The sequence below is a fragment of the Neomelitea salexigens DSM 19753 genome, assembly GCF_000422345.1.
In the GTDB taxonomy this organism is placed as follows: Bacteria; Pseudomonadota; Gammaproteobacteria; order Pseudomonadales; family Spongiibacteraceae; genus Spongiibacter; species Spongiibacter marinus_A.
The window spans coordinates 1-23,958 of record NZ_AULP01000014.1; the positions used below are offsets into that span (position 1 = coordinate 1).

Sequence of the window (23,958 nt, forward strand, 5' to 3'; positions counted from 1 at the left end):
GGTGGCTTGCGAAGTACGCCGCGGCTTTTTTTAACAGGTCACGCTCTTCAGTAACGCGCTTCAAGTCCTTCTGTAGACGTCGGATCTCCGCAGCATCATCGGACTCCTTGCGATGCGCTTCTGAGTTAGGGCCGTAACGCTTAATCCATGCGTAAAGGCTATGAGTTGTTGTGCCTAGCCGTTGGGCCACATCGGCTACGCTGTGACCCGATACCGTGACCTGCTTAACCGCTTCAATCTTGAACTCTTCTGGATAACGCTGCTTGCTCATAAACACCTCTCTTTGTGCCATTTTCTATGGCTAAAAGGTGTCTAGCAAACTGGGGGCGATTCAGTCGTTTCTTAACTCGCTCATCACACATAACAGCCTGTTAGTACGGAACTCATCCTCATAATAATTATCGATAATTCACGACAATCGCCGATCTTGATTCGCTTAGACTTGCAACCTACTGAACTGGCGTTGAATTTTCTCAACTCAAACCGTGCCCGCCAGAGCAACGTGAACGCTTCACGAGAACAATGGCAAAGTACGCCAGGTGCGGGCTTGCTGGGGGTGTGCTTTAAGGAGGGCTTCAGATCCATGCCGTAGTCACTTATTGCTTCCATTCTTAAGTACGCGGTGGCGTTTTGCTGCGGCCTGCAGCGCCATAACCAGGTACTCACGCTGCATTGAGTATTCCACACTCTTTGGCGGCTTGGAACCGGCGAATTATCGATGCGCTAACCGCCAAGCGTCTTTTTATTTATAAATTTAATTGGTGACCTCTGCGTTTTGCGGCGGGTTTGGTGCGACACCATGTCACATCCTCAGGCGTTGAGTCAGTCATTAGACTATTGCCGACATCTATAATTAGGCGATTTTTCTGTGAAGAAGCAATGTTTACTGACGGCGTTCGCGATGGCGCCCGCACTCGGTTTGGCCAACCACGACTTGGCCATTGAATTGGTTGAGGTGACGGCTGAGCGCGACCTGGACCCGACAGCGGATCAGATTTTTAGCGATGCGCCGCTCACCAAGCCGGTGCACGACGCCGGTGAGTTGCTGCGCTCGGTAACGGGCATGAGTGCCACGCGGCGCGGCGGTCGTGGCTTTGAGCCAATTATTCGCGGCCAGAGCCAGAACCGTTTGAATATTATTTCCGATGGCGCGTTTAACTACGGCGCCTGCCCCGGCCGCATGGACCCACCCACCACTTATGTCGGCTTTGACAGTTTTGATCAGGTTTCGGTGATTAAGGGCAATCGCTCGGTGATTTACGGCGCTGGCGGCAGCGGCGGCACGCTGTTGTTTGAACACCAGCGCCCGGAGTTTGATGAAAGCGGTTATCGCGGCAATGTTCGCCTTGGCTACACCGGCAACTCAGACCTGCGCAGCGCAGCGGTGGATTTTGCCGCAGGCAATGACCGCGGCTTCGTTCGCGTATTCGGCGAGAATATTGAATCGGACAACTACGATGATGGTGACGGCAACACCGTGTCGTCGGCCTTTGACTCCAACAGCTTTGGCGTGATTGTGGGTGGCGATATCGGCAACCACTATCTTGAAGCCTCTCACGAAGTGGCCAATGAGGAAGACCTGTTCTATGCCGGGAACGGCATGGACGCGCCCTATGCCGATTCCACCACCAGCCGCTTTAAGTGGGATTACAACGCCTCGATTGGCCCGGTAGATGCGCTGTCGCTGAACCTGTATCGCAGCGATGTTACGCACTTGATGGACAATTACACGCTACGCCCGCGCAATGCGATGCCCAACAGCATGGCAGCGCCCAGTTCATCTGACACCTGGGGCGGCCGTTTTATGGCCACGCTAAATGGCGACAACAGCGAATGGCGAGTGGGTATCGACCACCGCGCCAACGACCGCCGTGCCGACCTGTTTATGGATGCCGGCAAAGACGGCAGCTTCGATATGCTGGTGTCTCGCATGTGGCCCGATATTGAGCAGCGCCTAACGGGCCTGTTTGCCGAACTGGACTACGAGCTGAACGCGGTGGATGAGCTTCGTGTAGGCGTGCGCTATGACCAATTCCGCTCAGAGGCTACCTCCAGCGAAAAACCCGCCGGCATGATGGGCGCGGCCACCCCCGCCAACCTTTATCAGGCTAACTACGGTACGCGCAGCAACAAGGCCACTACTAACGACCTGGGCTTGGTATTGGGCTGGGACCGCAAGCTGAGCGAAAGCACCTTGTTTAGCACCAACCTTAGCCGCTCGGTTCGCCACCCGGATGCCAGCGAGAACTTTATTGCCCGCAGCGCCATGGGCAAGAGCTGGGTGGGCAACCCCAATATCGACCCGGAAATTCACCAGCAGCTAGACCTGACCTTGCTGTCTCGCCAGGGCGACAGCCACTGGTCGGCCACGGTGTACTGGGACGAAGTGACCGACTACATCGAGCGCTACAATCGCGGCACTTCCACCCTGTACCGCAACACCAACGCCCAGTTGCGCGGCGTGGAATTGGAGGCGGGCAAACCACTGTTTGGCGGCGTATCTGCGCGGGTGGGTATTGCCTATACCGAGGGTGAAGGCGACAACGGCGACCTGGCGACTATCTCGCCGCTGCAAGCCACCACCCATGTTGATTATCAGCGCGAAGACTGGTCGGTGGGCGTTCAGTGGATTGTTGCCGACCGTCAAAACCGTATTGATGTCGACAACGATGTACCGGAAGAAACTGCCGGTTTCGGTGTGGTGAATATCTACGGGAACTGGGAAGTGACCGACGCGCTATCGCTGGAAGCCGGTGTGGAAAACGTGGCGGATAAGAACTACGCCTACCACGTTAACACCGCCTCATCTGACCCCTTCGACCCAACGGCCGTTCGCGTGAACGAACCCGGACGCCAGTACTGGATCAAGGCGCGCTATCAATTCTAACCCCTTCACCCGCTGGCATTGCGCCGCGGGTGCTTTTTTTGCCGCCGGAGCAACGCTACTTAGCAGCGTAGGCGGCAAATACTTCTTCGCCGGTCAACTTCTCGGTGACATTGGCAAACGCGTAGTAGGTTGGTTTTTGGTCGATGAAGATCTGCTTGCTAAATTGCCAGTCCACATCGCCAAACAAGCCCACCGGCAGAGCGTAATGATTGTCGGCCGTTAATCGATAAAACAGGTGGGTGCCGCACTGGCTGCAAAAGGCGCGCTCGGCCCACTCAGAAGACTGATAACGGCTGATATATTCCTCACCGCTGAACCGCACCTCGCCATCACACTCCACGGCCAATAGCGGCCCGCCGCCCCACTGGCGACACATGTCACAGTGGCAGGCATCGATATGCATAGAGGATGGAGTGGCAAACACCGACACCTTGCCACATAAACAACTGCCTTGTTGCTGCGTTTCACTGGCCATCACACTCTCCTTTTTGGGGTAGTTTCACTGCTCGGTTGTCGCCTGTTCCAGTTGCGCCACCAGTTCGCTGACCGCCTCGGCAAACTTGCTGTCGTCGAGCTGTTCGCTCAGCTCACTGGCCTGCTGGGCATGCGTTAACGCCCGCGCTATGTCTTGCTGCTCGGCAAACACTTCTGCCAGGGCGAAATTTAATGAGGCGATATATTCATCCAGGCCCGCGCGCTCGGCGCAGGCTAAGCCGGTTTCGTAGGCGGTAATGGCCTGCTCCACGTTGTTGGAAAAATCGCCCAAGGCCTCCCATTGCAGGGGGTGGTCGGCCTCGGTGTCGGCATTGTCTGCGCACAGCGCCTTTAAGGCCTGAAAGGCTTTGGCCTCGCCCTTGCGGTCGTTGCCCTCCGCGGCGCGCAGCAGATTTAGGGTGAGGCAGTGAATCTCATCGTATAACGGTGCAGACATGAATATATCCTTTGGCGGCAGTTTGGCGCTGCCCGAAACTGAAGGTAGTGGCACTGCCAAGGTTTATAGCACGGTCGGTAGTGTGGCTAACAGCTTGGCCGACTCTGCCATTGGCGGGCCGCCACTTTGCCACCTACTATGGTCGCAGCCCACTAACGATAAAAACAGGGAGCCATCACCATGCACAACATCGATCTCAGCGGCAAAGTCGCGTTAATTACCGGCGGCAGTCGCGGCCTGGGGCGCGCCATGAGCCTCGGCCTGGCGAAAGCCGGCGCCGATATTATTGTGGCCAGTCGCAAGCTGGAGGCCTGCGAAGCCGTTTGCGAGGAAGTGCGCGCCTGCGGCCGCCGCGCCGTGGCCATTGCTGCCCACGCTGGCGACTGCGCCAGCCTCGACGCCTTAATCAGCCAAGCACTGGAGGCGATGGGCAAGGTGGATATTTTGATCAATAACGCTGGCATTAACCCCGCCTTTGGCGAGCTATCGGCACTGGAGCCCGCCATGTTCGACAAAATGGTGGATGTGAACCTGAAGGGGCCTTGGTATTTGGCTTCGCGGCTGGCGCCCCATATGGCGGAAAGCGGTGGCGGCAGCATTATTAATGTCATCTCTGTTAGCGGTTTAAAGCCCTCGGCACTGATGGGCTTTTACGCCACCACCAAAGCCGCACTGAATGCCATGACAAAAGTGATGGCCGCCGAGTGGGCCGATAAGAACATTCGCGTTAACGCGCTGGCCCCCGGCACTTACCTGACCGACATGGTGAAAAACAGCTTCCAGGTACCGGGCTTTGAAGAGGCCACCCTGCAGAGCAATTTACAAAAACGTATTGCCGACGCGGACGAAATTCTTGGCCCGGTACTGTATTTGGCCAGCGACCTAGGGCGCTACACCACGGGCAGTACCGTCGTCGCCGACGGCGGCTTTATGGTGCTGTAAAGCAGCGTAAAAGGATTAGCACGATGAACAACTACCCCGACTTTAACTGCCTGCGCATCACGCCACTGGAAAGCCAGGTCGTCGAGCTGCAACTGCACCGCCCGGAATCCCGCAATGCGCTGAGCTGGAAACTGATGCGCGAGCTAAAGGCCGCTTTGCACCTGCTTGACCAGGACAACCGCGTGCGGGTGATTATTCTCAGCGGCGCCGGCAAGTCCTTCTGTGCAGGCCTGGATTTACTCGACCAAAACAACCCGGACAGCCTGCGCGACACCATTGGCGAGATCAAAGCCGGAAGCCGCGCCGGTATGCGCGCCCAGGAATACATGGCGGGTATTGCACTGCTGATGCGCCGCATTCAGCAGCCGATTATTGCCGCCGTGCACGGCCACGCCTACGGTGGCGGACTAGCCTTGGCACTGGCCTGCGACCTGCGCATAGCGGCAAGCTCGGCGCGCTTTTGCAGCCAGTTTATTCGCCTGGGGGTTTCCGGTTGCGACTTTGGCGTGAGCTATACCCTGCCGCGCTTGATCGGTGCCAGTCGCGCCCACGACATGATGTTGACCGCCCGTGTTGTCGATGCCGAGCGCGCCGAGCAATGGGGCTTAGTCACCCGCCTGGCCAGCGATGACGCACTGACCGAGGAAGCCCGGGCACTGGCGCGCTCGCTCACTGAATTCAGCCCCTATGGCTTGATTTCGACCAAGCAGGCAATGTGGGAAAACCTTAACGCCCAGTCACTGCAGCAGGCGCTGCAACTGGAGAATCGCAATCAGATTTTGAACGGTTTAAGCGGGGATGTTGAAGAGGCAGCAGCGGCCTTTTTTGAAAAACGGCCGCCGCTCTTTGATGACTAGGGTCGGCTTACATTACCCGCCAGCCCAACGCTTGAAACAGCACCTCAACCGCCAGCGCAATACCGCCCGCATAGGTGCCGAGTGCGCCGATAAACCGCATCGGGTTGGGGCGCGCCATGGTGCGCGTGGTGAGAATACCCAGCACAAATAGAATGCGGCAGGCGGTGACCACCACCATGGTCCACATGACCCACAAGGCCATTTGCGCCTGACTGGCAATGTAGATCAACACCATCAGCGCGGGTGCGTATTCAACCGTGTTGGCGTGGGCGCGAATGGCTTTGTGCAGTGGGTCTTTCGGGTCGGTGGGGCAGCCGCTGCCACGCTTAGCCTTGGTGCGCGCAATACTGACGTTTAAACCCAGCACAAAACACAGCAGCCCCAGCACCGCGATGCAGATCATCGGAATATTCATGTATACCTCGTTATCGTTGTTGTGAATGCGCGCGTCGTAATCGCTTTGCTAAGCCAGCCATAGCAGCGCGATAACACCGTAACTACACAGTGACACCAACGCAATACCCACCAAATTAAGGGCAAAGCCAGCACGCATCATATCGCGAATTTCCAACTCGCCACTGCCAAAAACAACCGCGTTAGGCGGGGTGGCCACGGGCATCATAAACGCGCAAGAGGCCGCCAAGGCAGCGGCGCAGCAAAACAGCAGAGGTGAGATTCCCTGGGCCACCGCCAGTGCACCGAGCAGTGGCAAAAACGCGGCCGTGGTGGCGGTGTTACTGGTTAGCTCGGTGAGGAAGATCATTACGCTCACTATCAACAGCAATACCAGCGCCAGCGGCAGCGCCGCCAGTTGTTCAAAACGGCTGGCGATCCACTCTGCCAGCCCCGAGCTGCCAATCAGCGCCGCCAGCGCAAGCCCACCGCCGAACAACAGCAGTACACCCCAGGGTAGTTTTTCGGTGGTTTTCCAGTCCAGTAGTGCGCTGCCCGGCACACCGGAGCGAATCACAAACAAGCTCAGCGCCGCCGCCATTGCAATGCCGGTATCACTTAAGCCCGGCAGCAGTTGCTGGGCGAAGGGACGACCGATCCACGCCACAGCGGCGGCGCAAAATATAATGGCCACGCGGCGCTCGGCAGTGGTGATCGGCCCCATCTCAATCAGCGCCTGCCGGCTGATATCGGCATTGCTGTAGTCGGCAACGCCGCTAAAGTCACGGCGGCATAATAGCCGCCAGCAGATCGCTAACATAAGTAGCGACAGTGGCAGGGCCAGCCCCATCCACTGGGCAAAGCCCACCTCAATACCGTGACTATTTTGCAGGTAGGCAGCGAGCAAGGCATTGGGGGGCGTGCCAATCAGAGTAGCCATGCCGCCAATGCTGGCGCTGTAGGCAATGGCTAACAACAGCGCGATAGCGTAGTTACGTCTGGCCGCGCCCAGCGATTCCGGCAGCAGACCAATCACCGACATCGCTATCGGCAGCATCATTACCGAGGTGGCGGTATTGCTTACCCACATACTTAAAAAGCCAGTAGCGACCATAAAGCCGGCAATTTGCCGACGCGGCTCGGCGCCCACCCGGCACAGAATAATCAGCGCCAAACGCCGGTGCAGTTGCCAGCGCTGCATGGCCAAGCCGAGCATAAAACCGCCCATAAATAAAAACACAATGGGGTGGGCATAGGCCGCCGCCACCGCCTTGAGTGGCGACAGACCGATGATCGGTGCTAACAGCAGTGGCAGCAGCGCCGTAGCGGGAATGGCAATGGCCTCGGTGCCCCACCACAGCGCCATCCACAGTGCTAGCGCCGCACACAGCCAGGCGGAGTCGCTCATCCCTGCTGGTGCAGGCAACAGCATCGCGCCAACCAGCAAGCCAGGGCCGAGTACCAGCGCAACGCGGCGCAGGGTGCTGGCAGGCGATGGGGTATCAGCAGGTTGACTCGGCACTGGCGGAATCCATGGCGACAAAACAAAGGCTTATAGTAACGGCCTGCCGCCACTTCCACTACCGCCCAGCGCGTGCCATGTTCAAGATAGAAAATCGGTGCCTCGAACAACTCTCGTAAGCCACTACCCAAGCCCCACTTCAATAGCTATGCTCTGAGCAGCTTTATAGGAGAAGACACCATGCAACGCGATGCCATGCTGGCGTTTCGAGAGCGCTACCGCCGCGACATCAGCCCCTACTATTCCGGCTGGCTGCACATGCTCAGTGTGGCAGCGATGGGTTTGGCCGTGATCGCCTACGCCGTGATGCAAACTGAGCAGCCCTCGCCTGCCGAGTACCTGGCGCTGCCGATTACCTTAATACTGGTGAACTTTGCCGAGTACTACGCCCATCGCTGGCTGGGACACCGTAAAACCCGGCTGGGCGGATTATTTTACAAACGTCACACGGGCGATCATCACAGCTTTTTTCTGCACGACGATATGGACTACGCCAACTCGCGGGACTGGCGCGTGGTGTTGTTTCCCAGCTATTTGATCGTGGCGTTTACTGTCGGTTTGGCAATACCCGGGGCGCTGGTGTTAAGCCAGATTGCCAGCCCGAACATTGCCTACCTTTATGTCATTGCTGCGATTGGCGGCTATCTGTTGTACGAGGTGTTGCACTTTAGCTATCACATTCCCGAGGGCGCTGCGGCGGAACGGGTATTTGCCTGCATTCCCGGCTGGCGATCACTGCGGCACAGCCACCGTGTTCACCACCGGCGCGACAAAATGGCAGCGTGCAATTTTAATATCACGCTGCCCATTTTTGACTACCTGCTAAAAACGCGGCAATAGGCGGGCGTTGCGCCCGCCAACGTTTAGAAGTTGCGGCTGAAGCCGATGCTCAGGCCGTCCATTTCCAGCTCGTCTTTATCGGTGTAGCGGATTTGCTCAACCGTAATAGCCAGCAAGTCACTTACCTCAAATGCCACACCCAAACCGTAGGAAACACTGTCGCGCTCTTCGCTAACCGTTTCGCGACCAAGGCGCTGTGCCACCGAGGCATTGAACTTGGTGTGTGACGCGCCTAGCAGAGCGTAGGGGTAAATGCTGTCGGTAATCGGAAGCCCGACCTTCAGGTAGGCACCGAGCAGTTGCTTAAGCTCAGTCTGAACCGCCGTGCCGTCGACGTTAACACTGTCATCGCCCAGCCCCATACCGGCGCGAACCTCGGCCGCTAGATAGTCGTTAAATTCCATGCCATAGCGCAAAAAGGCAAACGCCGGCTCCGCTTCTTCACCGCTTTCAGATACGGTGAATTGTCCCGCCGCGGCGCCAAAATAACGGTCTTCTTCAGCAAGCGCCGGGCACGCTGCAGCAATACCGCTTGCCAGAACCAGAGCAGAAAATGTGTTACGCATGGTGTTTTCCTTCTACATCGCTAGGGAATGAGCACGCTGCCCGGTCGCTTATGCGGCACGTGATACACGCAGCGCGTCACCGACAGACAGCAAATTTGTCGGGCACGATATAGATTGAAAAAGCGGATCGCAAGGGAAAAACGGCCAAATTCTACCGCATTATTTATGTCGCGATCATACATACATTTTACGCATTCAGCGCAGCAATAATTAGTATTGAAACGGTGAATCAATGCGCGGAAAAAACCGGATTTTTTAGCGAAAAATGCTAGTCACTCAGTTCAATTTCCAAACTGTCGAGCAGGCTAAGCGCTTCGTAGCGACTAAATTTTGCGCCGCTGATGCGATTGTGAAAAATATCAATGTGATAATTCTGCGCATCGCGAAAATCTGCACGCTCAAGAATGGTTTTTGAAAACTGCGCACCGCTTAAATCGCTGCGTTGAAAACTGGCCTGACTCAGATCTGCCTCGCGAAAATCTGCGCGACAGGCCCGGCAGTCTTCCACGACCAATTCCGGTAACTGCAGGCCGTAAAACGAGGCGTCGTCTAACAGGCACTGAAAGAACTGCACCGGCGCGGCAAACAATACCCGTGGCCAGGAAACTTTCGACCAATCCACGCCGCGCATTTTGCAGTCGCGAAACAGGCTGTCTGAAAACTTGCTGTAGCCAAGGTCCAGTAAGTTGAGGTCGCACTGTTCAAATTCGCAGTCGACAAAATTGCAGCGCTGAAAACTGGCCTGAGAGAAATTGCACTGTTTGAAGTAACAGCCCTCAAACTCCACACCCTCGATGCATTGATCCTGCATCTCAAGCTCAGAGAAGGTCTCTGAGTAGTAGCTGCTGTCGGTAAAGGCGGTCATTGCGGCGCTCGTCTGGTGAAAGTGGAGGACAATGCTGCCCTGCTACCCACGGCATCACAAGGCACAAACGGCTTATTGCAGTTTTAATAGGGCAAAGAAGCCCTGCGGGTTATGGCTAAACGCGACGCTGAGCATGTAGAGAAAGACCAGCGCCGCCAACGCGGCGAAAACGGCCTTTTGCGCGGGGCTGCGACCGCGCTTTATCGCGACACTGCCCAGAACGATGTACAGCAGCAAGGCCGAAAGCTTTGCCGCCAGCCAAGGGGTTTGCTGCGGCCAGGCACTGAGCATAATCATCAGGCTGACACCCAGCGCCAGCAGGCAGGTGTCGAGCACATGGGGCAACACCCGCACCCACCGCCGCTGCATCATAGGCGAGGCACGCAGTGACCACGTGGCGCGCAGCAAAAAGAATGCAAAGCTGCTCAGCGCCGCGCTGATGTGAAGTGCCTTGATCAGTGAGTAATCCATATTGACTTGCCCTCCACGCAGCCTAGGGCTCCGCCGCCTCATAGTGTTGGCGGAAGCGGCGCTTGGCGGCCAATTTATCGCTGGCGCATTTCAGCATTTGCGCATCTGACTGGATGTCTTCGCACTCGGCGGGTGGTTGATACCACGCCGTAAACGCCGCCGTGAATGCCTGCTCGCGCTGCTGGGCTCGACGCTGCATGTCGGTCAAACCCTCGGTTGTTTGGCCCGCATCACCTCTGGGGCTTTGCACCAGCGCCTGGTGACGAACGCTTTTCTCGCTGCGTTGTTGGCCTGTTGGTGTGGGCGTTACCGCGCCGGGGGAGGTATCAGCGCCGCGCCCGAGGTAAAGCGCTCCCGCAGCAACAAGAATGGCCGTAGCAATCAAGTAAGCTGTTTTTCGCGCAATGATCATTTGCCCACCCCGACACCGTGCTGCGCTTAGTGAAACCCAGAACGCACAGCGCCTCAATAGGCGTGACGGAGAAAATGGCAGGCAAAAAAAGGCCAGCGGGGTCAGCGCTGGCAAAGGTCACACTGGAGTGGAGGGGTGGTTATCGCCGCTTACAGCGGCGCGTTAACCAAGGGAATATCAAACGGAATAGCGAGGTTGGGGCCAATGATGGTGCCGCCCTCAAAGAACAAATAGTTGGGGGTGTTGCCGGGGTCAGTCATCAGCACATCCAACACCGGCACAAATTGAGCAGTGATTGGCCCGCCGAGGCCGCCCAGCGTATCCATAGGGCCATTTTCATTGGTGAGCACTTCCATGCCCACACCGATTAACAGGTCCATATTCTGCAAACCGCGTGGCAGCACGCCGGCATCGGTCAGCGGCATGATCACGGGATCGAGTGCAGACAGCGACGGCGCCCCGCCACCGATCGGCAAGATCGCCAACAGGCCCTGCTGCGCTTGCGCCGATGCGCTGGCAACACACAGTGTGACGCCAGCGAGCAAACCCGCAAGGTGAGTAGTTAACGTTTTCATAGCGATTCCTCTTGTTATTGGATGATGGAAAAATCCGGGATGTGCAAGCAGGGATCCCGGCAAAACGCTAGTTGGGCACACGCCCTACAACATGCTTAGAACAAGGTGTCGAAGTCCCACTTCAGCTTCACGCCATAGGTTTTGGGTGGCGCCAGTGTTTCGGTGCGGCCAAAGTCCTGCTGAATAATGGCTTGGGCATATTCTTTGTCTTTGGCATTGCGAACAAAGCCGGTGATTTGAATGCCCAGTGGGTCGTAGAAATAGGACAGGCGCGCATCCCACAGCTCGTACTGATCCTGCTCGTAGTGGGGAGAGTTTTGTGCGGTGGTGTTAAAGCCGCTGTTGAAGTAGTAATCCACACCCACTTCAAACGCGCCCCAATCGCCGGCGTGAATAAACTGATTCAACGACAAGCTTGAGGTCAAACGCGGTGTGCGCACAATGCGGTTACCCGAGAAGTCGCGCGAGGTATCCCCTAGCAGACTGTCGGGGCCGAAGTACAAGCCGGTATCGTCGTCAAAACCCGCACCGTCTTTGTACTCGGTGTAGTACGCATCGAGGTAGGTCGCGCCGCCGGTGATTACCAGCCCTTCATTCCAGTTGGGCATTGGCTGCCACTGGAAGTCCACTTCAGCACCTTCAATTTCGGCGGTTCCGGCGTTGCGGAAACTCACAATACCGCCCGACGGAATGGCCACCAAGGCGGTCAGTAGTCCCTCTGTTTTGGTTTTAAACACTGCGCCGTTCAAACGCAGCGCGCCATCGAGCAGGTCAGATTTAAAGCCGAGCTCAAAGGCGGTAACTTCCTCGCGCTCCACCGGATTCGGGTCGGTGAAGAAATTCACGATATTGTAAGTCGGGCTCTTATAGCCGCGCTGCGCCGAGGCGAAAATTTGCAGATTTTCAGTGGGGAAAAGCTGCACAGCCAAACGCGGCGACAAGGTTTTTTCTTCCAGATCGGGCGCGCTGAAATCCGCCAGGCGAATATTCTGCGACTGATCACCCGACTTGTAGTACTCGTTGGGCGGGTTGCCCACCAGCGGGTTCACCACATCGAGGTAGCTATTCGTAATACCGCGAGTCTCTTCCTGGTAGCGCACACCGGCGGTCAGGTTCAGCCAGCTGGTGGTAAACCACGTCGCCTGCATATAGGCCGAGTTGGACTCGGTAGTAAGAATACCGCCATTACCCAGCACCACATCCGGGCTTTGGTTGATAATGGGGCCGAGGATTGGCTCGAGTAAATCAGGCAGTGGCAAGCCCACCAGGTTCGTCGCTAAGCCGAGTGGGTTAAGCGTTAGGTACAAGCTGCCGAAACCGCCCTCGCCTTCCAAACGGTACAAGCCCGCTACCCATTCAACATGCTCAGATAACCAGGTGTCTTCGTTAGAAAGCACCTGCAATTCGTAGGTTTTCTGGTTGTTGAACTGGTCGGCGCTGTAGAAGTAGGCCTCCGACGTTTCGGTGGAGTCCAGGTCATAGTGAGCTTCATCAACATCGGCGTAGTTTTCAGAGTAGATGAACTTCACATCCACCGGGCCCGGCAGCCACTCAAAAATACCACCGTAAAGCTCGTTCATGGTGGAGTTACCACCGAGCTTGTTGTTGTGCCAGACACGGTCGCGCTCGTCGGGCTCAACACCGGCCAACAACACGGGCGATGGCCGCGTGTTTTCCTGCGACAGTGAGTTACTGGTGAACTGGTTGCCGTAGGAACCGATCAGGGTGGCGTTAAAGGTGTCGCTGATATCCCAGCGAATTTTTACCCGCGCGCCTTCGGCAAATTCGTCGCGCATTGGCCCCGGCTCACCGAACACTTCGTTGCGGCCGTAGAGGTCCTGATGACTTTTAAACAGCGATACCGTGGCACCGATGCTGTCGGTAATTGGCATACCCATATACAACTGGTAGGACTCGGCATTGTAGTTACCGAACTCCGTTTTCAGAGTGCCGACAAACTCCTCCGGCGGATCTTCAGTCACGATACTAATCGCACCACCCGTCGCGTTGCGACCAAACAGGGTTCCCTGTGGCCCCTTAAGTACTTCTACCCGCTGAACAGCGCCGAGGGTGTCTTGCTTACCCTGACTGGGGCCGATGTTAATACCGTCTATATAGGTAGCAATACTCGGGTCGGCGTTCGGTAGAAAGGCATCCGTTCCCACACCGCGCAGGTAAATAACCGTGTAGCCATAGGCGTAGGTAAAGGTCAGCCCCGGTGTGATTTTTTGCAGGTCGGCCGTCGCTTCTATACCGAAGGCATCGAGTTTATCCGCGCCGAAGGCGCTGATCATAATAGGAATGTCTTGCGAATCTTCTTCACGCTTTTGCGCCGTCACCATGACCTCTTCCAACAGGCGACTACCACGCGTTGTATTGCCTTCTGCAGCCTGTGTTGATTGCGCGGCGGTAACCGCGGCAACCAACAGCGACAAGGCCAGTTTTCTGGGCTGTTGTTTCATTTTTCATTCACCCTAGTTATTTTTTTATCGTTAGTTAATTTGCAATTCGAGCCGGTGTTAACGTCGGCGCAAACTACTTAGCAGTAACAGCAGTGCGCCTGCATCCATTAACGCCAACACAAGAAACAGCGGCGACAGTCCACACGCATAGGCGTAGAACAGCCACATGGCCGCCAGTGCCTTAACCAGTGCACTGCGAGCAACGACGACGCGACTATCGTCTATGCTCAGGCGCAAATAACTTAATCCAAACCCCAGTACACCCATCAAACCAACAAACGCATTGATTGCCAGTGCCGAGTTACCCTGATAGACCTCGGTATTACCGAAGGAAAATATCAGCGTCAGTAGCTGCGCGTTCACCCATGGCGCAGCAAGCACAAGGAACAGACCTAAGTCAGCGTGGTAAACCAGGCGATGGCGGTTTTCAAAGCTCACGAAATGCCTCCTGAGCAACCGCCGTATTCATAAAGTCGCGGAAGTGTTTCCACTTGCCGTCCTGCAAATGAATAACGTGAACGAAGGGAGATTTTATCTCGCGACCGTCGCGCTTGGTGGTTAAACGCAGCTTACCAACCACGACAACGTGATCCCCTTCACAGATAAACTGGTCGGCGTCAAACACATGAATATCCACCGACGACAGCACCGTATCGAAGAAGCCGCGACACTCAGCCAAACCCTCGTAGTGACCGGCATAGGGAATCACTTCCGGGCCGTAGAAATCGATGACGCACTGCTCGTGCAGCAACTCGACAATGCCGTCGACATCGTGAGCGCCAAAGCGCGCAAAGATTTCCTGGGTGACCTCAAGATTATTCATTATTATCTCCTTATTCAGCGGGGGCGATTTCAATATTGAGCTCGTTAATGTCTTGCGCCGCTTCCAACTGGCACAGTAGTCGGCTGTTTTCACGGTAGTGAATCAGGCCTTCCAATACTTCTTGTTCGGCGTCCTGCACGGGCGCAACAGCGTCGGGCTTATCGACATACACGTGGCAGGTGGCACAGGAACAACAGCCGCCACACAGGGCGTCGATCTTCATTTGCGATGACAGCTCGTCAAACAACTCCTGAAAATCCTCCACCAGGTATTCGCCGCTCTGCTGCTGGCGATCTTTTACATCTACTCTCATTACTCAACCTCTCCGTACAGCGGGCGATAGCTCATTGGCTGGTGTTGACGCTGGGCATCAATGGCTTCGCTAATTTCACTGCTTGTGTACATACCGGCATTCCAGGTGGCGGACATCGCCAGCGATGACGAGAAGTGCATATCGCGACCTTCTATCAAGGTGCGCTTCACACCACTTAAGGCCAGCGGCGACAGGTTTAATAAACGCTTTGCCATTGCCTGTGCGGTGGCGTCCAATTCCTCGGGGGCGCTAGGTGCGGCACTCAGCAATTGCAATTGCTTGGCCTCGGCGGCGTCGATACGTTCGCCGGTCAGCGACAGGCGCGCCGATGCCGATTCACCACAGAGGTAGGTCAGGCGCTGGATGGTGCCCAGGTCGCACATAATGCCGATGTTGGTTTCATGGATAGAGAAGAACGCGCTGCTGTCGGCCAGGCGCAGATCGCAGGCCGCGAATATCGCCAGCGAGCCACCAATGCAAGCGCCGCGCGCCACACCAATAACCGGCATCGGCAGCGCTTCAAGACGGCTGATAACCGCCTGCAAATACAGCACCTTTTCTCGTACCCAATGGTTGTAGCGGGCGGGATCATCGCCTTTGCTCACATTGAGTTCGGCCAGGTAATCCACATTCATACCACCGCCGAAATGGCGGCCTTTGGCATCCAGTATCAGCACTCGGCAGCCGCGATCTTGCTTGAGCTCACACAACAGTGCGTCAAGCTCCTGCCAAAACAAGCGGTTATAGGCATTGCCCTTGCACTGGGTATCCAGCGTGAGGCGGTAAAGACCGCCCTCAGTGCTCAGGGAAAAATTCTGCCAGTCGCTCATGCCTCGGCCTCCGTGAACAGGCGCACAGGTAATGAGGCAAAACCGTAGGCCAACAAGCCGCCGGACTGACGGCGTGAATCATCCAGTGAGCCACCAATACCTGCGCACGTATCCAGCAACGTGTTGAGCAGAATTTCGCCCTCTACCCGCGCCAGCGGCGCACCCAGGCAGTGGTGAATACCTCGGCCAAAGGTCAGGTGACGGGAAATATTGGGGCGGTTGATAATGAATTTTTCAGGCTCGGGGAACATGCTTTCATCGTGGTTGGCCGCGGCCATAAAGAAAGCGATCCACTCACCGGCCTTAATTGGCTGCCCGGCAATTTCGCAGTCTTCTTTCACGACCCGGAACAGACGCTGCGGCGGGCCATCACGACGCAGGCACTCCTCCATAAACGGACGAATTAAGCTGCGATCCTGCTTGAGCTTGCCGAACCATGACTTGTCTTCCAGCAGCACGCCCATCAGGTTGCCGAGGAAGTAGGTAGTGGTTTCTGCACCGGCCACAACCAGCGTAATGCAGAACAACACCACTTCGTCTTTGGTCAGCACATCGCCATCGCACTCGGCTCGAATAAAGGCCGACATCAAATCATCCGGCACCTCTTCGCCGTTGGCGATCGCGCGGTCGCGCAGTTCGACCTTATTCACAAAGTAATGGAACAGCTCTTCGTTACAGGCCAGGCGCTGCTCGGGGGTAAAGTCTGACGACACCATAAAGGCGTTGGCCCAGTTGACGAGCTTTTTGTAGTCTTCTCTCGGCAAACCGAACAGATAGGTCATAACCAGTGCGGGAATCACACCAGCGACCGCTTCCATGTAGTCGACTTCCTTGCCCTGAATGCCGCCAATGATTCCGGCGACATCGGCGCGCAGACGATCGACGATATCATCGTGAATGCGTTTCGGCGTAAAGGCCGCCTTGGCCAGATTACGCAGTGAGGTATGGCGTGGCCGGTCGTGATTCACCAGCATCAAGCTCGGGGCGCTGGAGTTTGCCTGCATTGGGTCTTCTGATGAAAACAGGTCGGCGTTTTTCAATACAAAATCGACGTCGTTATAGCGGGTCACCACCCAGGCCGGAAACGGTGTATCCACACCCGGTACCGTGCCGGGAGGGAAGTCTCGCAAACCAAATACCAAGCCCAGCTCGCGAAGTTGCTTGTAAACCGGATAGGGGTTTTGGATACATTCAGGCGACAACATATTGTCGAGAATGTCGGCCGCATTTTGCGGCGCAGCAGTGATAGCGCTCATAGCCACCTCATCATCTTATTTATTGTTGAGAAAAGGCCGGTAAATGGCGGTGTCACCATTGCAGCCACGTCGAGAATTGGCGCGTGGAACTCTGCGCGCGCATGGGAGAATTCGCGGAAACCGTCAATGCCCCGGTAACGACCCATTCCGGAGTTGCCGACGCCGCCAAATGGCAGATCGTCGTTGGCGTACTGAAACACCACATCGTTTTTTACCAGCGCGCCGGAGCGGGTCGATTCGCGCAACTGGGTAAATTCATCGTGGCTGCGGCCAAAGTAGTAAGACACCAGCGGCGATTCCCGATGCCGAAGGTCATCTACCATGTCGCTAAAGTCGTCGTGGGTATTCACCAACAGCACGGGGCCAAAAATTTCCTCACGCTGGATCAGCGCATCTTCGCCGGGGTTTACTACCAGGGTCAGCGCATAGGGGGAGCCATCTACCGCCAGATGGTGAATGCTGCCGCCGTAGAACTCGGCATCTTCGCAGAGCCGTTGCAGGCGCTGGCGGTGGTTGTCGTTGATCACCTGCACGGCATCGCGGCCGGTATTGCCGTCCATCGCGTGCAGCGCACGGCGCAGCTCGGCGATAAGGCGCGGTAATTGCTCGTCGGCGATCATCAAATAGTCGGGGGCAATGCACACCTGCCCGGCATTGAAGAACTTACCGAAGATGAGTTTTTCCGCGAGCTCACTCAAGTTGGTGCCGCGCCCGGCAATCACGGGTGACTTGCCGCCCAGCTCCAACGTAAGCGGCGTTAACTTTTCGGATGCATCGCGCATTATCGATTTGGCAATGCGTTCGCCGCCGGTGTAGATCAAGTGATTAAAAGGCAGGTTAACGAAGGCGCGGGCCAGTTCGGCATCACCGCAGGCAACATTAACTTCCTGGGGTGAAAACCACTTCTCAACCCCTTCGCTCAGTACCTCAGCGCAACGCGGAGTCAGCTCCGAGGGCTTGATAAAGGCAACGTTGCCCGCGGCCAGGGCGCTCACCAGTGGCGACAGCGCCAGGTTCACCGGAAAATTCCAGGGGCTAACGATGCCCACCACGCCCTTGGGCTGAAAGTGAACGCGTGCGCGACCACCGCCCATACGCAAGCTCAAATCGGCGGCGCGACGCTGTGGCTGCATCCAAAAACCAAGGTTATCCAGCGCATGATTCACCGACTTGATGGTTGTGGTGATATCGGCAAAGCGCGTCTGGTCTGCTGAGCGATAGCCAAAGTCTTCCGACAGGGCCTCGCAAAAGCGGGTCTCGTTCTCTAACAAAAGCTGCTTTAGGCGACGCAAACGATCTCGGCGTTGTGCCGCGCAGGGGTGTGGCAAAGCCAAGGCCCCTTCGCGCAGGCCAGCGAAAGCCTGGTTAAGCGAAGACATATCCACCTGAATATCCGTCTCTGTTTGTTATTGTTGGGGCGATATTATTTTCTTTTGGAAATAGTGTCAACTCGACACTATTAATTATTTAACAATATTTCTATTGCTTATTATTCTTGACATAAATTGTTTCGAGGAAGAGAATGCCCTTATAAATCAGCAGGTTGGAGGTCAGCTTGGACAAGGAATGGCAAAAATTTGAAGATGTGCCGGCCAACAGCAGCAATGCACCGAGGATGTTTTTGGATTATTTCTATCCGATTCACTTCTCTATAGGCATGCGAATAGAAGCCGGCCTGATGAGCTGTGGCCAGCTGGATAGACACCAAACCGTGATTATGTGGATTCTGCGCTCAGAGATGCAGCGCAGCGGTAAGCCGTCGATTAATCGCAAAGAAATTGTGCGGCTGATGACCAACTGGTATGACATTACCAGCAGCAGTGTCTCCAAGGCCCTTCGCGCACTCGCGAAAGCCCCTTTGGAGTACATCGAGCTAACCGAAGACCCCAATTCCGGGCGCGAAAAACTGATCACCATGACGCCCGCGGGCAAGCAGCACTGCGAGGATATGATCGCCAGTGCCTGCGAGGTGATTCGCAATATCACCGACAACTTCAACGACGACGAGAACCGCATGGGCGTGTATATGTTTATGCGAATGGATGAAGAGTTCTCCAAGGTAAGAACCTAGAAAATCTCCCGAACGACCTACTCCGTAGTAAGCGTTTTATGCATTTCTAATCGGAGTTACTGTGTTCACCATTGCCTGCCGCACACTGCTACCCGCCTGGGGCCTTCTCGGCGCAGCGGCCTGCTTGTGGCTGCCCTCTGACTCGCTGCTCGCCATCACGCCCTGGGTATGCGGCGTATTGCTCAGCCTGATCGGCCTGGTGCTGGCGGTGGCCATTAAGCCCTACTTTCGCAGTCGTTCTTTATTTCACAAACCCTATACCACCGTCGCCATCGCCGCAGCGCTCTCGCCCATAGCCGCCATTGCCTTCGCCATGAATGTGCAGGCAACCCTCTCCCAGCACGGGATTCGCGATATCGCAGTTTTAGTTTGGCTGTTGAGTTCACTGGGCCTGGTGCTATCGACCCTGGTCGCCCGGCTGCTGTGGGCAGTTCACCCCTCCCAATCCGGGGATTTCAGCGGCGGGGAATAATGGCGAAGTTGCCGTTGGCCTGCGCCAATAGCTTATCGCCGCAGTAGAGTCGCGACTCAAGGTTAGCAAGGCTGCGCCCACGATTAACCAAAGCCGTTACACAGCGCACGGTGCCAGCCGTTGCTGGGCGAAAGTAGTTAATTTTGATTTCCACAGTGGCGCAGTACTCGTCTGCCGCCAAACCGGGGTACACCGCCGCCCCCATGCCAGTGTCAGCCAGCGCATACAGCACGGCGCCGTGCACCACCTGATGGGGGTTCATGTGGCGGGCGGGGTCCAAGGTGAGTTCACATTCGCTGTAGCCGTCGCGCTGCTCCAGCACCTGCAAACCGATATGTTCTGCAAAGGGGTGTTCCATTACCGCATGCTCCCGCTAAAGTGGCCCGTTCATGTGTCGAGCCAGGTAGTCCTCAACGCTGCCCGCCGGGTTTGCCAATACCGTTTCCACCCAGGCGTCGCGCTCAAAGGCCATCAGTTTCATATCCCACACACAGGCGATTAAACCTGAGGGCGTGGTATAGCGAAAGGCCGTTGGGTCTTCCAGTGGTGCCACGTACACGTGGTGGTGAAGCTCATTTTCATCGGCCCACCAATCAACGAAGACAAAGTGCGCGGTTTTACCCTGATGAACGCCGACATAACCCACGTGATAGTGAGCACTAACATCGGCGCTCTCTGCCAGTCTATCTGCAGTTAGCTGTTTTGCTGCGCGCAACAACTGCGGCTGGATTGGCGCGCCGCCATAGCGAATGCCATAGGCCTTCATGCGCCAATCCCCAAGCTGCCATGTCTCCAGATACTGGCAGTCGCGGGCTTCATAGGGGGCGATCATTGGTGGGAGACCTCAAAGCCAACCACTCGGCCCTGCTTGTAGAGGGTTTTCGCGGTTTCCGCGTCGAAGCACGCGGTGCGTGTTCCGCCCTGATAACCGCAGATGAAGCTGTCCCAGTCGGGGCTGCTGGCGGTGCCAGAAAAAGACACCTGGCCCGCACGAGGGATTGCTGGGTCGATTTCCACATAACCAAAGGCATCGCCATTTTGGATTTTCAGCCATAGGGTGAAGTCGCTCGGCAGGCAGTCATCTTCTGCGCCGCCCTTCTGCCATTTGTAGTCGCCTTTCACCAAGGGCTCACCAAAGAAGTGGCTCACCTCGTAGGCCACCTTCAACGAGGCCACTTGGCACGCGCCAACGGAAAAGTTCTGCTTGGTTAGCGTTCCCTCACAATCACAATTCGCCTTCTCGGCGGTGTTCATGCGGCCACTGTTAATACTGCCTGAGCGCGGCTTGGGCCGCGCCGCTTCTGCTGCGCGCTTGGCGGCTTCACGCTCGCGTGCCTGCGCGGCCTCCTGCTGTTGCAGGGCTTGCTGTTGGGCTTGTTGCTCTCGGCGACGCTGCTCCGCTTCGCGGCGTGCCTGCTCTGCCGCTCGGGCAGCTTCCTGGCGCGCTATTGCGGCTTCTCGTTGGCGTTGTTCATACGCCGCTTTTTGCTCGGCGTACTGGGCCTGCTTCATTGCGATTTGCGCTCGCTGTTCTTCCTGGCGACGCTTTTGTTCGGCGTTGTAGGCCGCAACCTGCTGTTGAATTTCGCGATTTTGCTGCTCAAGTTGCACGCGGGTTTCTGCCAAACGGCGCAGCGCGGGGTCTTTAATTTGGTAAGTGCCCTGAGCAGCCTGTTGCTGCATTTGCGCCAGGCGCGTGCCCTTGCCATCGTCTACCCAAATATCACCAACGGCCGCTCCCATCACATCCAGCGAGTTTTCGATGGGAATATCGGCACTGCCGGCAATGGCGCCAATCGCCACTGTGGCGAAGATTTTGCCGAACATATCGCCACTGTTGGACTTTTTATAGGAGTTGGTCTGGCCACCGTATTGCTGAATATAGGCTGTGGTTTTTTGTAGCCATGATGCATGGCAATATCCAGCGCCGAATCATTGTCTTTGTCGCGCAGGTTGGGGTTGGCGCCATAGGACAGCAGGGTTTTTACGGTGTCGTAGTAACCTTTGTCGGCGGCAAGATGCAACGCGTAATAGCCATCACAGCGCGCATTAACATCGGCGCCCGCCACCGCCAGCATCTTGATAATATCGCTTGCGGCCTTCTTACCGGACGTCGCCGCAAAGTAAACCGCTGTAGAGCCGCGCTTACTTCGTTGATTCACATCAGCACCGGCCGCCACCAACTCACGAACCACGTCGGTATGGCCTCTTTCCGCTGCCGTATGTAGGGGGCTCCACTCGCCCTTGCCATTGCGTGTATCAGTATTCGCACCCGCCGCCAGAAGAAGTCGAACCACTTCTTCATAGCCGTCATAGCTGGCCAAATAGAGTGGCGAAAAGCCTTCCGTATCGGTTATCTCAACATCGGCACCGGCCGCCAGCAGGCGTTTTACCGGGCCAGCATGGCCGTTATTTGCCGCGTTGAATAAGGCGGTTTCAAATTCATTGTCATTGCCCAGATTTACATCGGCGCCTGCTGCCAATAGCAGGCCAACCTGCTCGTCGCGGTTCCAGCCCGACGCGAGATACAGGGGGCTGTAATCGTCGGGGGTTTTCTTATCCACCTCGGCACCTGCCAGCAACAGGGACTCAACAATCCCTGCATCCGCGCCCTGACGCGCCGCTCGTGTCAGCGGTGTCCACTTGCCGCGGATATTGGGGTCGCTACCGGCAGCCAGCAACATATCCACGACTTTTTGCTGCTCACTGTGCAAAAAGGCTTCATTAACACCGTTTACACCGCGATGAGAGGCGGCCACCGGACCGAGTCGGGTCGCACTCTGCCAGCCACTTTTTTGGTGCCAGTTGCGGCGCTCAACGCCGAAGTACAGCGCGTTGTAACCAGCCACAACGCCATTGCTCACGACCTCAACATCGGCGCCGCGCACCAGCAGCAAGCGCACCAATTCGCTGTACTTGTTATGAGCGGCCAACATCAGGGGGGTATAGCCAGTCACTTGCACGTCGGGGTCGGCACCGGCATCCATCAGCTGGCGCGCGGCCTCGACATTATTCATGCTCACCGCGGCCCACAGTGGCGTTTTACCAAATGCGTTGGCCTGATTGGGGTCGCCACCACTGCGCAGCAGAGCCGCCACCATGTCAGCACTATTGGCACTGGCACCCGCGGCCGCAATCAGGGCATTTTCCTGGCTTTCGCCCATTTCCACATTGGGGTTCGCACCGGCATCAAGCAAACGCGTCACTACCGCCAATCGGCCGCTTTGTGCTGCGCGGTGCAGGGCGGTGTAGCCCATGCCATCGCGCTCATCGACCGCACCACCCTCGGCAAGGTAGCTGTCGATAAAGGCCATATCGCCTTGGTTTGCAGCGGTGGTGTAGTCCGAGAAGCTGGCACAGGCGGAGAGCAGTGCAAAGCACAGGGCGAGTAAGCCTTTGGAGAACAAAGTATTTATGCGAGTCATGGCGGCTCCCAGAGAAAGTTTTCAGCGGCGCGAATCATCTTAGCAGCGCTCAACGGCAGATGAATCCCCAATTTAGAGGGCGGCCCAACAACCGTTTGGTCAACTCGCGGCCCCTCGGCTCTGTTCACAGCCGCTATTGATAGACCCTATTCACAGACCCTATTGATAGACCCGGCCACTCTCCTCTTAAGCAAGCAATACCCATACCCGATCTGGGAAATGTCACCTCCCTCTTTTCTTTAGACATGTTATAACATATCATTTTGTCCGAATTACTCACTGGCAGAACCCGTTTTGTTTGTCCGGCGTTGCAGAACACCACGACGAAAACAATGGGTGACGGCAACAGGCTGATAGGCGTGACCACTGCGGAGGCGCGATAATATGGCTATTCCACTGCAAACATCGATGCCCGAGGTATACACCGTAACCGGAGACAGCGCGGAAATATTCGGCGATATCTACCGAGCCGACGTCAATATGGCGGTTTGGCAGCGCGCCGTTAGCCCGGCGCTGAGCACCGAGTGCGACGCCTTACTAACAGAAGGCCGCTTTCGCGGCTGCAGCCTCTCGTTGCCAACAAGCCAGCTCGGTACACTGAGCGAGGCCGAGCCGGTATTGCAAGCGTATCCGGCATTAAGCAGCGACATCCAACTTCTGGCCGATATGTTTAGCCTGCTATTTGAACTGGACGCCGTCGGCCTGCGACTCACCCCGCTGAACGGCAAAATGTGCCCCAAGTTCCACACCGACAACGTGGCTTGTCGGCTGGTAACCAGCTACAGCGGCCCCGGCACCCAATGGCTGCCACACCACTGCGTAGACCGCAGAAAATTGGGCGCGGGTAGCCGCGGCTTCAGCGAAGCCGATAGCGGTTTGTATCCCGCGGCAAGCGACATCAATACCTTGCAAACACACCATGTGGCCCTGCTAAAAGGCGAAAACTGGGAGGGGAACGAAGGCGCTGGCCTGGTTCACCGTTCACCCGCCGTCGCGCCGGGCCAACAGCGATTACTGTTAACTCTCGACTTTTTATAAGCCTGAA

General features: G+C 56.5%; 27 protein-coding genes and 1 pseudogene. 7 read left to right on the plus strand and 21 right to left on the minus strand.

Annotation, left to right across the window (positions count from 1 at the left end; all coding sequences use genetic code 11):
• Positions 1–271, minus strand: a pseudogene (locus H573_RS0114750) (transposase); the annotation flags it as partial.
• 597 nt (positions 272–868) lie between these two features.
• Here H573_RS0114750 and H573_RS0114755 point away from each other — a divergent pair.
• Positions 869–2,887: a TonB-dependent copper receptor gene (locus tag H573_RS0114755; protein WP_154653920.1), complete on the plus strand. Its 2,019-nt coding sequence runs from the start codon at positions 869–871 to the stop codon at positions 2,885–2,887.
• 55 nt (positions 2,888–2,942) lie between these two features.
• Here H573_RS0114755 and H573_RS0114760 read toward each other — a convergent pair whose 3' ends face one another.
• Positions 2,943–3,362 carry a GFA family protein gene (locus H573_RS0114760; RefSeq protein ID WP_027874944.1) on the minus strand — a complete coding sequence of 140 codons (420 nt, stop codon included), beginning with the start codon at positions 3,360–3,362 and terminating at the stop codon, positions 2,943–2,945.
• 24 nt (positions 3,363–3,386) lie between these two features.
• Positions 3,387–3,818, minus strand: coding sequence for a hypothetical protein (locus H573_RS0114765; RefSeq protein WP_027874945.1), 432 nt, complete (start codon positions 3,816–3,818; stop codon positions 3,387–3,389).
• 180 nt (positions 3,819–3,998) lie between these two features.
• On the opposite strand from H573_RS0114765, the gene H573_RS0114770 reads away from it, so the two are divergent.
• Together H573_RS0114770 and H573_RS0114775 are read left to right on the plus strand one after the other, a co-directional pair.
• The gene (locus tag H573_RS0114770) at positions 3,999–4,760 is read left to right on the plus strand and encodes an SDR family NAD(P)-dependent oxidoreductase (protein WP_036256977.1); all 762 of its coding nucleotides are present in this window, start codon (positions 3,999–4,001) and stop codon (positions 4,758–4,760) included.
• Positions 4,761–4,783: 23 nt separating this feature from the next.
• A complete protein-coding gene (locus H573_RS0114775) occupies positions 4,784–5,617 on the plus strand; it encodes an enoyl-CoA hydratase/isomerase family protein (RefSeq protein WP_051171349.1) in 834 nt (277 codons plus the stop codon).
• 7 nt (positions 5,618–5,624) lie between these two features.
• Here H573_RS0114775 and H573_RS0114780 read toward each other — a convergent pair whose 3' ends face one another.
• Both H573_RS0114780 and H573_RS0114785 read right to left on the minus strand, forming a co-directional pair.
• The gene (locus H573_RS0114780) at positions 5,625–6,032 is read right to left on the minus strand and encodes an MAPEG family protein (RefSeq protein WP_027874948.1); all 408 of its coding nucleotides are present in this window, start codon (positions 6,030–6,032) and stop codon (positions 5,625–5,627) included.
• A gap of 48 nt (positions 6,033–6,080) precedes the next feature.
• Positions 6,081–7,532 (minus strand): SLC13 family permease, encoded by a 1,452-nt coding sequence (locus H573_RS0114785; protein WP_027874949.1) that lies wholly within the window; start codon positions 7,530–7,532, stop codon positions 6,081–6,083.
• Positions 7,533–7,712: 180 nt separating this feature from the next.
• Between H573_RS0114785 and H573_RS18465 the strand changes: the two genes are divergently transcribed.
• Positions 7,713–8,372, plus strand: coding sequence for a sterol desaturase family protein (locus H573_RS18465; RefSeq protein ID WP_051171350.1), 660 nt, complete (start codon positions 7,713–7,715; stop codon positions 8,370–8,372).
• A 23-nt stretch (positions 8,373–8,395) separates the two neighbouring features.
• On the opposite strand, the gene H573_RS0114795 is transcribed toward H573_RS18465, so the two are convergent.
• The 12 genes from H573_RS0114795 to H573_RS0114850 all read right to left on the minus strand — a co-directional run bounded on the left by H573_RS0114795 (position 8,396) and on the right by H573_RS0114850 (position 18,324).
• A complete protein-coding gene (locus H573_RS0114795) occupies positions 8,396–8,938 on the minus strand; it encodes a porin family protein (RefSeq protein ID WP_027874950.1) in 543 nt (180 codons plus the stop codon).
• Positions 8,939–9,206: 268 nt separating this feature from the next.
• Complete coding sequence (locus H573_RS0114800; protein ID WP_027874951.1) at positions 9,207–9,803, minus strand: pentapeptide repeat-containing protein; 597 nt, start codon at positions 9,801–9,803, stop codon at positions 9,207–9,209.
• A 72-nt stretch (positions 9,804–9,875) separates the two neighbouring features.
• Positions 9,876–10,274 (minus strand): SirB2 family protein, encoded by a 399-nt coding sequence (locus tag H573_RS0114805; protein ID WP_027874952.1) that lies wholly within the window; start codon positions 10,272–10,274, stop codon positions 9,876–9,878.
• A gap of 22 nt (positions 10,275–10,296) precedes the next feature.
• Complete coding sequence (locus H573_RS0114810; protein WP_027874953.1) at positions 10,297–10,686, minus strand: hypothetical protein; 390 nt, start codon at positions 10,684–10,686, stop codon at positions 10,297–10,299.
• A 149-nt stretch (positions 10,687–10,835) separates the two neighbouring features.
• Positions 10,836–11,261, minus strand: a complete 426-nt coding sequence (locus H573_RS0114815; RefSeq protein WP_027874954.1) for a hypothetical protein — start codon at positions 11,259–11,261, stop codon at positions 10,836–10,838.
• Between the two features lie 95 nt (positions 11,262–11,356).
• Entirely contained in the window at positions 11,357–13,723 is a 2,367-nt protein-coding gene (locus tag H573_RS0114820) for a TonB-dependent receptor (RefSeq protein ID WP_027874955.1), read from the minus strand.
• Between the two features lie 57 nt (positions 13,724–13,780).
• Positions 13,781–14,161, minus strand: coding sequence for a hypothetical protein (locus H573_RS0114825; RefSeq protein ID WP_027874956.1), 381 nt, complete (start codon positions 14,159–14,161; stop codon positions 13,781–13,783).
• A complete protein-coding gene (locus tag H573_RS18470) occupies positions 14,151–14,546 on the minus strand; it encodes a nuclear transport factor 2 family protein (protein ID WP_051171351.1) in 396 nt (131 codons plus the stop codon). The genes H573_RS0114825 and H573_RS18470 overlap by 11 nt, the downstream gene beginning before the upstream one ends.
• Before the next feature lie 10 nt (positions 14,547–14,556).
• Complete coding sequence (locus H573_RS0114835; RefSeq protein ID WP_027874957.1) at positions 14,557–14,859, minus strand: 2Fe-2S iron-sulfur cluster-binding protein; 303 nt, start codon at positions 14,857–14,859, stop codon at positions 14,557–14,559.
• Positions 14,859–15,689, minus strand: coding sequence for an enoyl-CoA hydratase-related protein (locus tag H573_RS0114840; RefSeq protein WP_027874958.1), 831 nt, complete (start codon positions 15,687–15,689; stop codon positions 14,859–14,861). The genes H573_RS0114835 and H573_RS0114840 overlap by 1 nt, the downstream gene beginning before the upstream one ends.
• Positions 15,686–16,945: a cytochrome P450 gene (locus tag H573_RS0114845; protein WP_036256979.1), complete on the minus strand. Its 1,260-nt coding sequence runs from the start codon at positions 16,943–16,945 to the stop codon at positions 15,686–15,688. The genes H573_RS0114840 and H573_RS0114845 overlap by 4 nt, the downstream gene beginning before the upstream one ends.
• On the minus strand, positions 16,942–18,324 hold the full coding sequence (locus tag H573_RS0114850; RefSeq protein ID WP_051171352.1) for an aldehyde dehydrogenase family protein: 1,383 nt from the start codon (positions 18,322–18,324) through the stop codon (positions 16,942–16,944). Before H573_RS0114850 ends, H573_RS0114845 begins: the two co-directional genes overlap by 4 nt.
• A 176-nt stretch (positions 18,325–18,500) precedes the next feature.
• On the opposite strand from H573_RS0114850, the gene H573_RS0114855 reads away from it, so the two are divergent.
• Positions 18,501–19,016, plus strand: coding sequence for a winged helix DNA-binding protein (locus tag H573_RS0114855; RefSeq protein ID WP_154653921.1), 516 nt, complete (start codon positions 18,501–18,503; stop codon positions 19,014–19,016).
• Between the two features lie 61 nt (positions 19,017–19,077).
• Positions 19,078–19,488 (plus strand): hypothetical protein, encoded by a 411-nt coding sequence (locus H573_RS0114860; RefSeq protein WP_027874962.1) that lies wholly within the window; start codon positions 19,078–19,080, stop codon positions 19,486–19,488.
• Here H573_RS0114860 and H573_RS0114865 read toward each other — a convergent pair.
• The 4 genes from H573_RS0114865 to H573_RS0114880 are packed head-to-tail and all read right to left on the minus strand — an operon-like array spanning position 19,472 to position 22,913.
• On the minus strand, positions 19,472–19,846 hold the full coding sequence (locus H573_RS0114865) for a PaaI family thioesterase (protein WP_027874963.1): 375 nt from the start codon (positions 19,844–19,846) through the stop codon (positions 19,472–19,474). The two genes, H573_RS0114860 and H573_RS0114865, sit on opposite strands and share 17 nt — an antisense overlap.
• A gap of 15 nt (positions 19,847–19,861) precedes the next feature.
• Positions 19,862–20,320 carry a hypothetical protein gene (locus H573_RS0114870; RefSeq protein WP_027874964.1) on the minus strand — a complete coding sequence of 153 codons (459 nt, stop codon included), beginning with the start codon at positions 20,318–20,320 and terminating at the stop codon, positions 19,862–19,864.
• On the minus strand, positions 20,317–21,315 hold the full coding sequence (locus H573_RS18475) for a hypothetical protein (RefSeq protein WP_036256981.1): 999 nt from the start codon (positions 21,313–21,315) through the stop codon (positions 20,317–20,319). Before H573_RS18475 ends, H573_RS0114870 begins: the two co-directional genes overlap by 4 nt.
• Positions 21,231–22,913, minus strand: coding sequence for an ankyrin repeat domain-containing protein (locus H573_RS0114880; protein WP_027874965.1), 1,683 nt, complete (start codon positions 22,911–22,913; stop codon positions 21,231–21,233). Before H573_RS0114880 ends, H573_RS18475 begins: the two co-directional genes overlap by 85 nt.
• Positions 22,914–23,297: 384 nt before the next feature.
• On the opposite strand from H573_RS0114880, the gene H573_RS18480 reads away from it, so the two are divergent.
• A complete protein-coding gene (locus H573_RS18480) occupies positions 23,298–23,951 on the plus strand; it encodes a DUF1826 domain-containing protein (protein ID WP_051171353.1) in 654 nt (217 codons plus the stop codon).
• The last annotated feature ends 7 nt before the right edge of the window (positions 23,952–23,958 follow it).

Coding starts and splice junctions, on each gene's coding strand:
- H573_RS0114760 (WP_027874944.1), bottom strand. CDS start 3,362: ATGGCCAGTGAAACGCAGCAACAAGGCAGTTGTTTATGTGGCAAGGTG.
- H573_RS0114765 (WP_027874945.1), bottom strand. CDS start 3,818: ATGTCTGCACCGTTATACGATGAGATTCACTGCCTCACCCTAAATCTG.
- H573_RS0114770 (WP_036256977.1), top strand. CDS start 3,999: ATGCACAACATCGATCTCAGCGGCAAAGTCGCGTTAATTACCGGCGGC.
- H573_RS0114775 (WP_051171349.1), top strand. CDS start 4,784: ATGAACAACTACCCCGACTTTAACTGCCTGCGCATCACGCCACTGGAA.
- H573_RS0114780 (WP_027874948.1), bottom strand. CDS start 6,032: ATGAATATTCCGATGATCTGCATCGCGGTGCTGGGGCTGCTGTGTTTT.
- H573_RS18465 (WP_051171350.1), top strand. CDS start 7,713: ATGCAACGCGATGCCATGCTGGCGTTTCGAGAGCGCTACCGCCGCGAC.
- H573_RS0114795 (WP_027874950.1), bottom strand. CDS start 8,938: ATGCGTAACACATTTTCTGCTCTGGTTCTGGCAAGCGGTATTGCTGCA.
- H573_RS0114800 (WP_027874951.1), bottom strand. CDS start 9,803: ATGACCGCCTTTACCGACAGCAGCTACTACTCAGAGACCTTCTCTGAG.
- H573_RS0114805 (WP_027874952.1), bottom strand. CDS start 10,274: ATGGATTACTCACTGATCAAGGCACTTCACATCAGCGCGGCGCTGAGC.
- H573_RS0114810 (WP_027874953.1), bottom strand. CDS start 10,686: ATGATCATTGCGCGAAAAACAGCTTACTTGATTGCTACGGCCATTCTT.
- H573_RS0114815 (WP_027874954.1), bottom strand. CDS start 11,261: ATGAAAACGTTAACTACTCACCTTGCGGGTTTGCTCGCTGGCGTCACA.
- H573_RS0114820 (WP_027874955.1), bottom strand. CDS start 13,723: ATGAAACAACAGCCCAGAAAACTGGCCTTGTCGCTGTTGGTTGCCGCG.
- H573_RS18470 (WP_051171351.1), bottom strand. CDS start 14,546: ATGAATAATCTTGAGGTCACCCAGGAAATCTTTGCGCGCTTTGGCGCT.
- H573_RS0114835 (WP_027874957.1), bottom strand. CDS start 14,859: ATGAGAGTAGATGTAAAAGATCGCCAGCAGCAGAGCGGCGAATACCTG.
- H573_RS0114840 (WP_027874958.1), bottom strand. CDS start 15,689: ATGAGCGACTGGCAGAATTTTTCCCTGAGCACTGAGGGCGGTCTTTAC.
- H573_RS0114845 (WP_036256979.1), bottom strand. CDS start 16,945: ATGAGCGCTATCACTGCTGCGCCGCAAAATGCGGCCGACATTCTCGAC.
- H573_RS0114850 (WP_051171352.1), bottom strand. CDS start 18,324: ATGTCTTCGCTTAACCAGGCTTTCGCTGGCCTGCGCGAAGGGGCCTTG.
- H573_RS0114865 (WP_027874963.1), bottom strand. CDS start 19,846: ATGGAACACCCCTTTGCAGAACATATCGGTTTGCAGGTGCTGGAGCAG.
- H573_RS0114870 (WP_027874964.1), bottom strand. CDS start 20,320: ATGATCGCCCCCTATGAAGCCCGCGACTGCCAGTATCTGGAGACATGG.
- H573_RS18475 (WP_036256981.1), bottom strand. CDS start 21,315: ATGTTCGGCAAAATCTTCGCCACAGTGGCGATTGGCGCCATTGCCGGC.
- H573_RS0114880 (WP_027874965.1), bottom strand. CDS start 22,913: ATGACTCGCATAAATACTTTGTTCTCCAAAGGCTTACTCGCCCTGTGC.
- H573_RS18480 (WP_051171353.1), top strand. CDS start 23,298: ATGGCTATTCCACTGCAAACATCGATGCCCGAGGTATACACCGTAACC.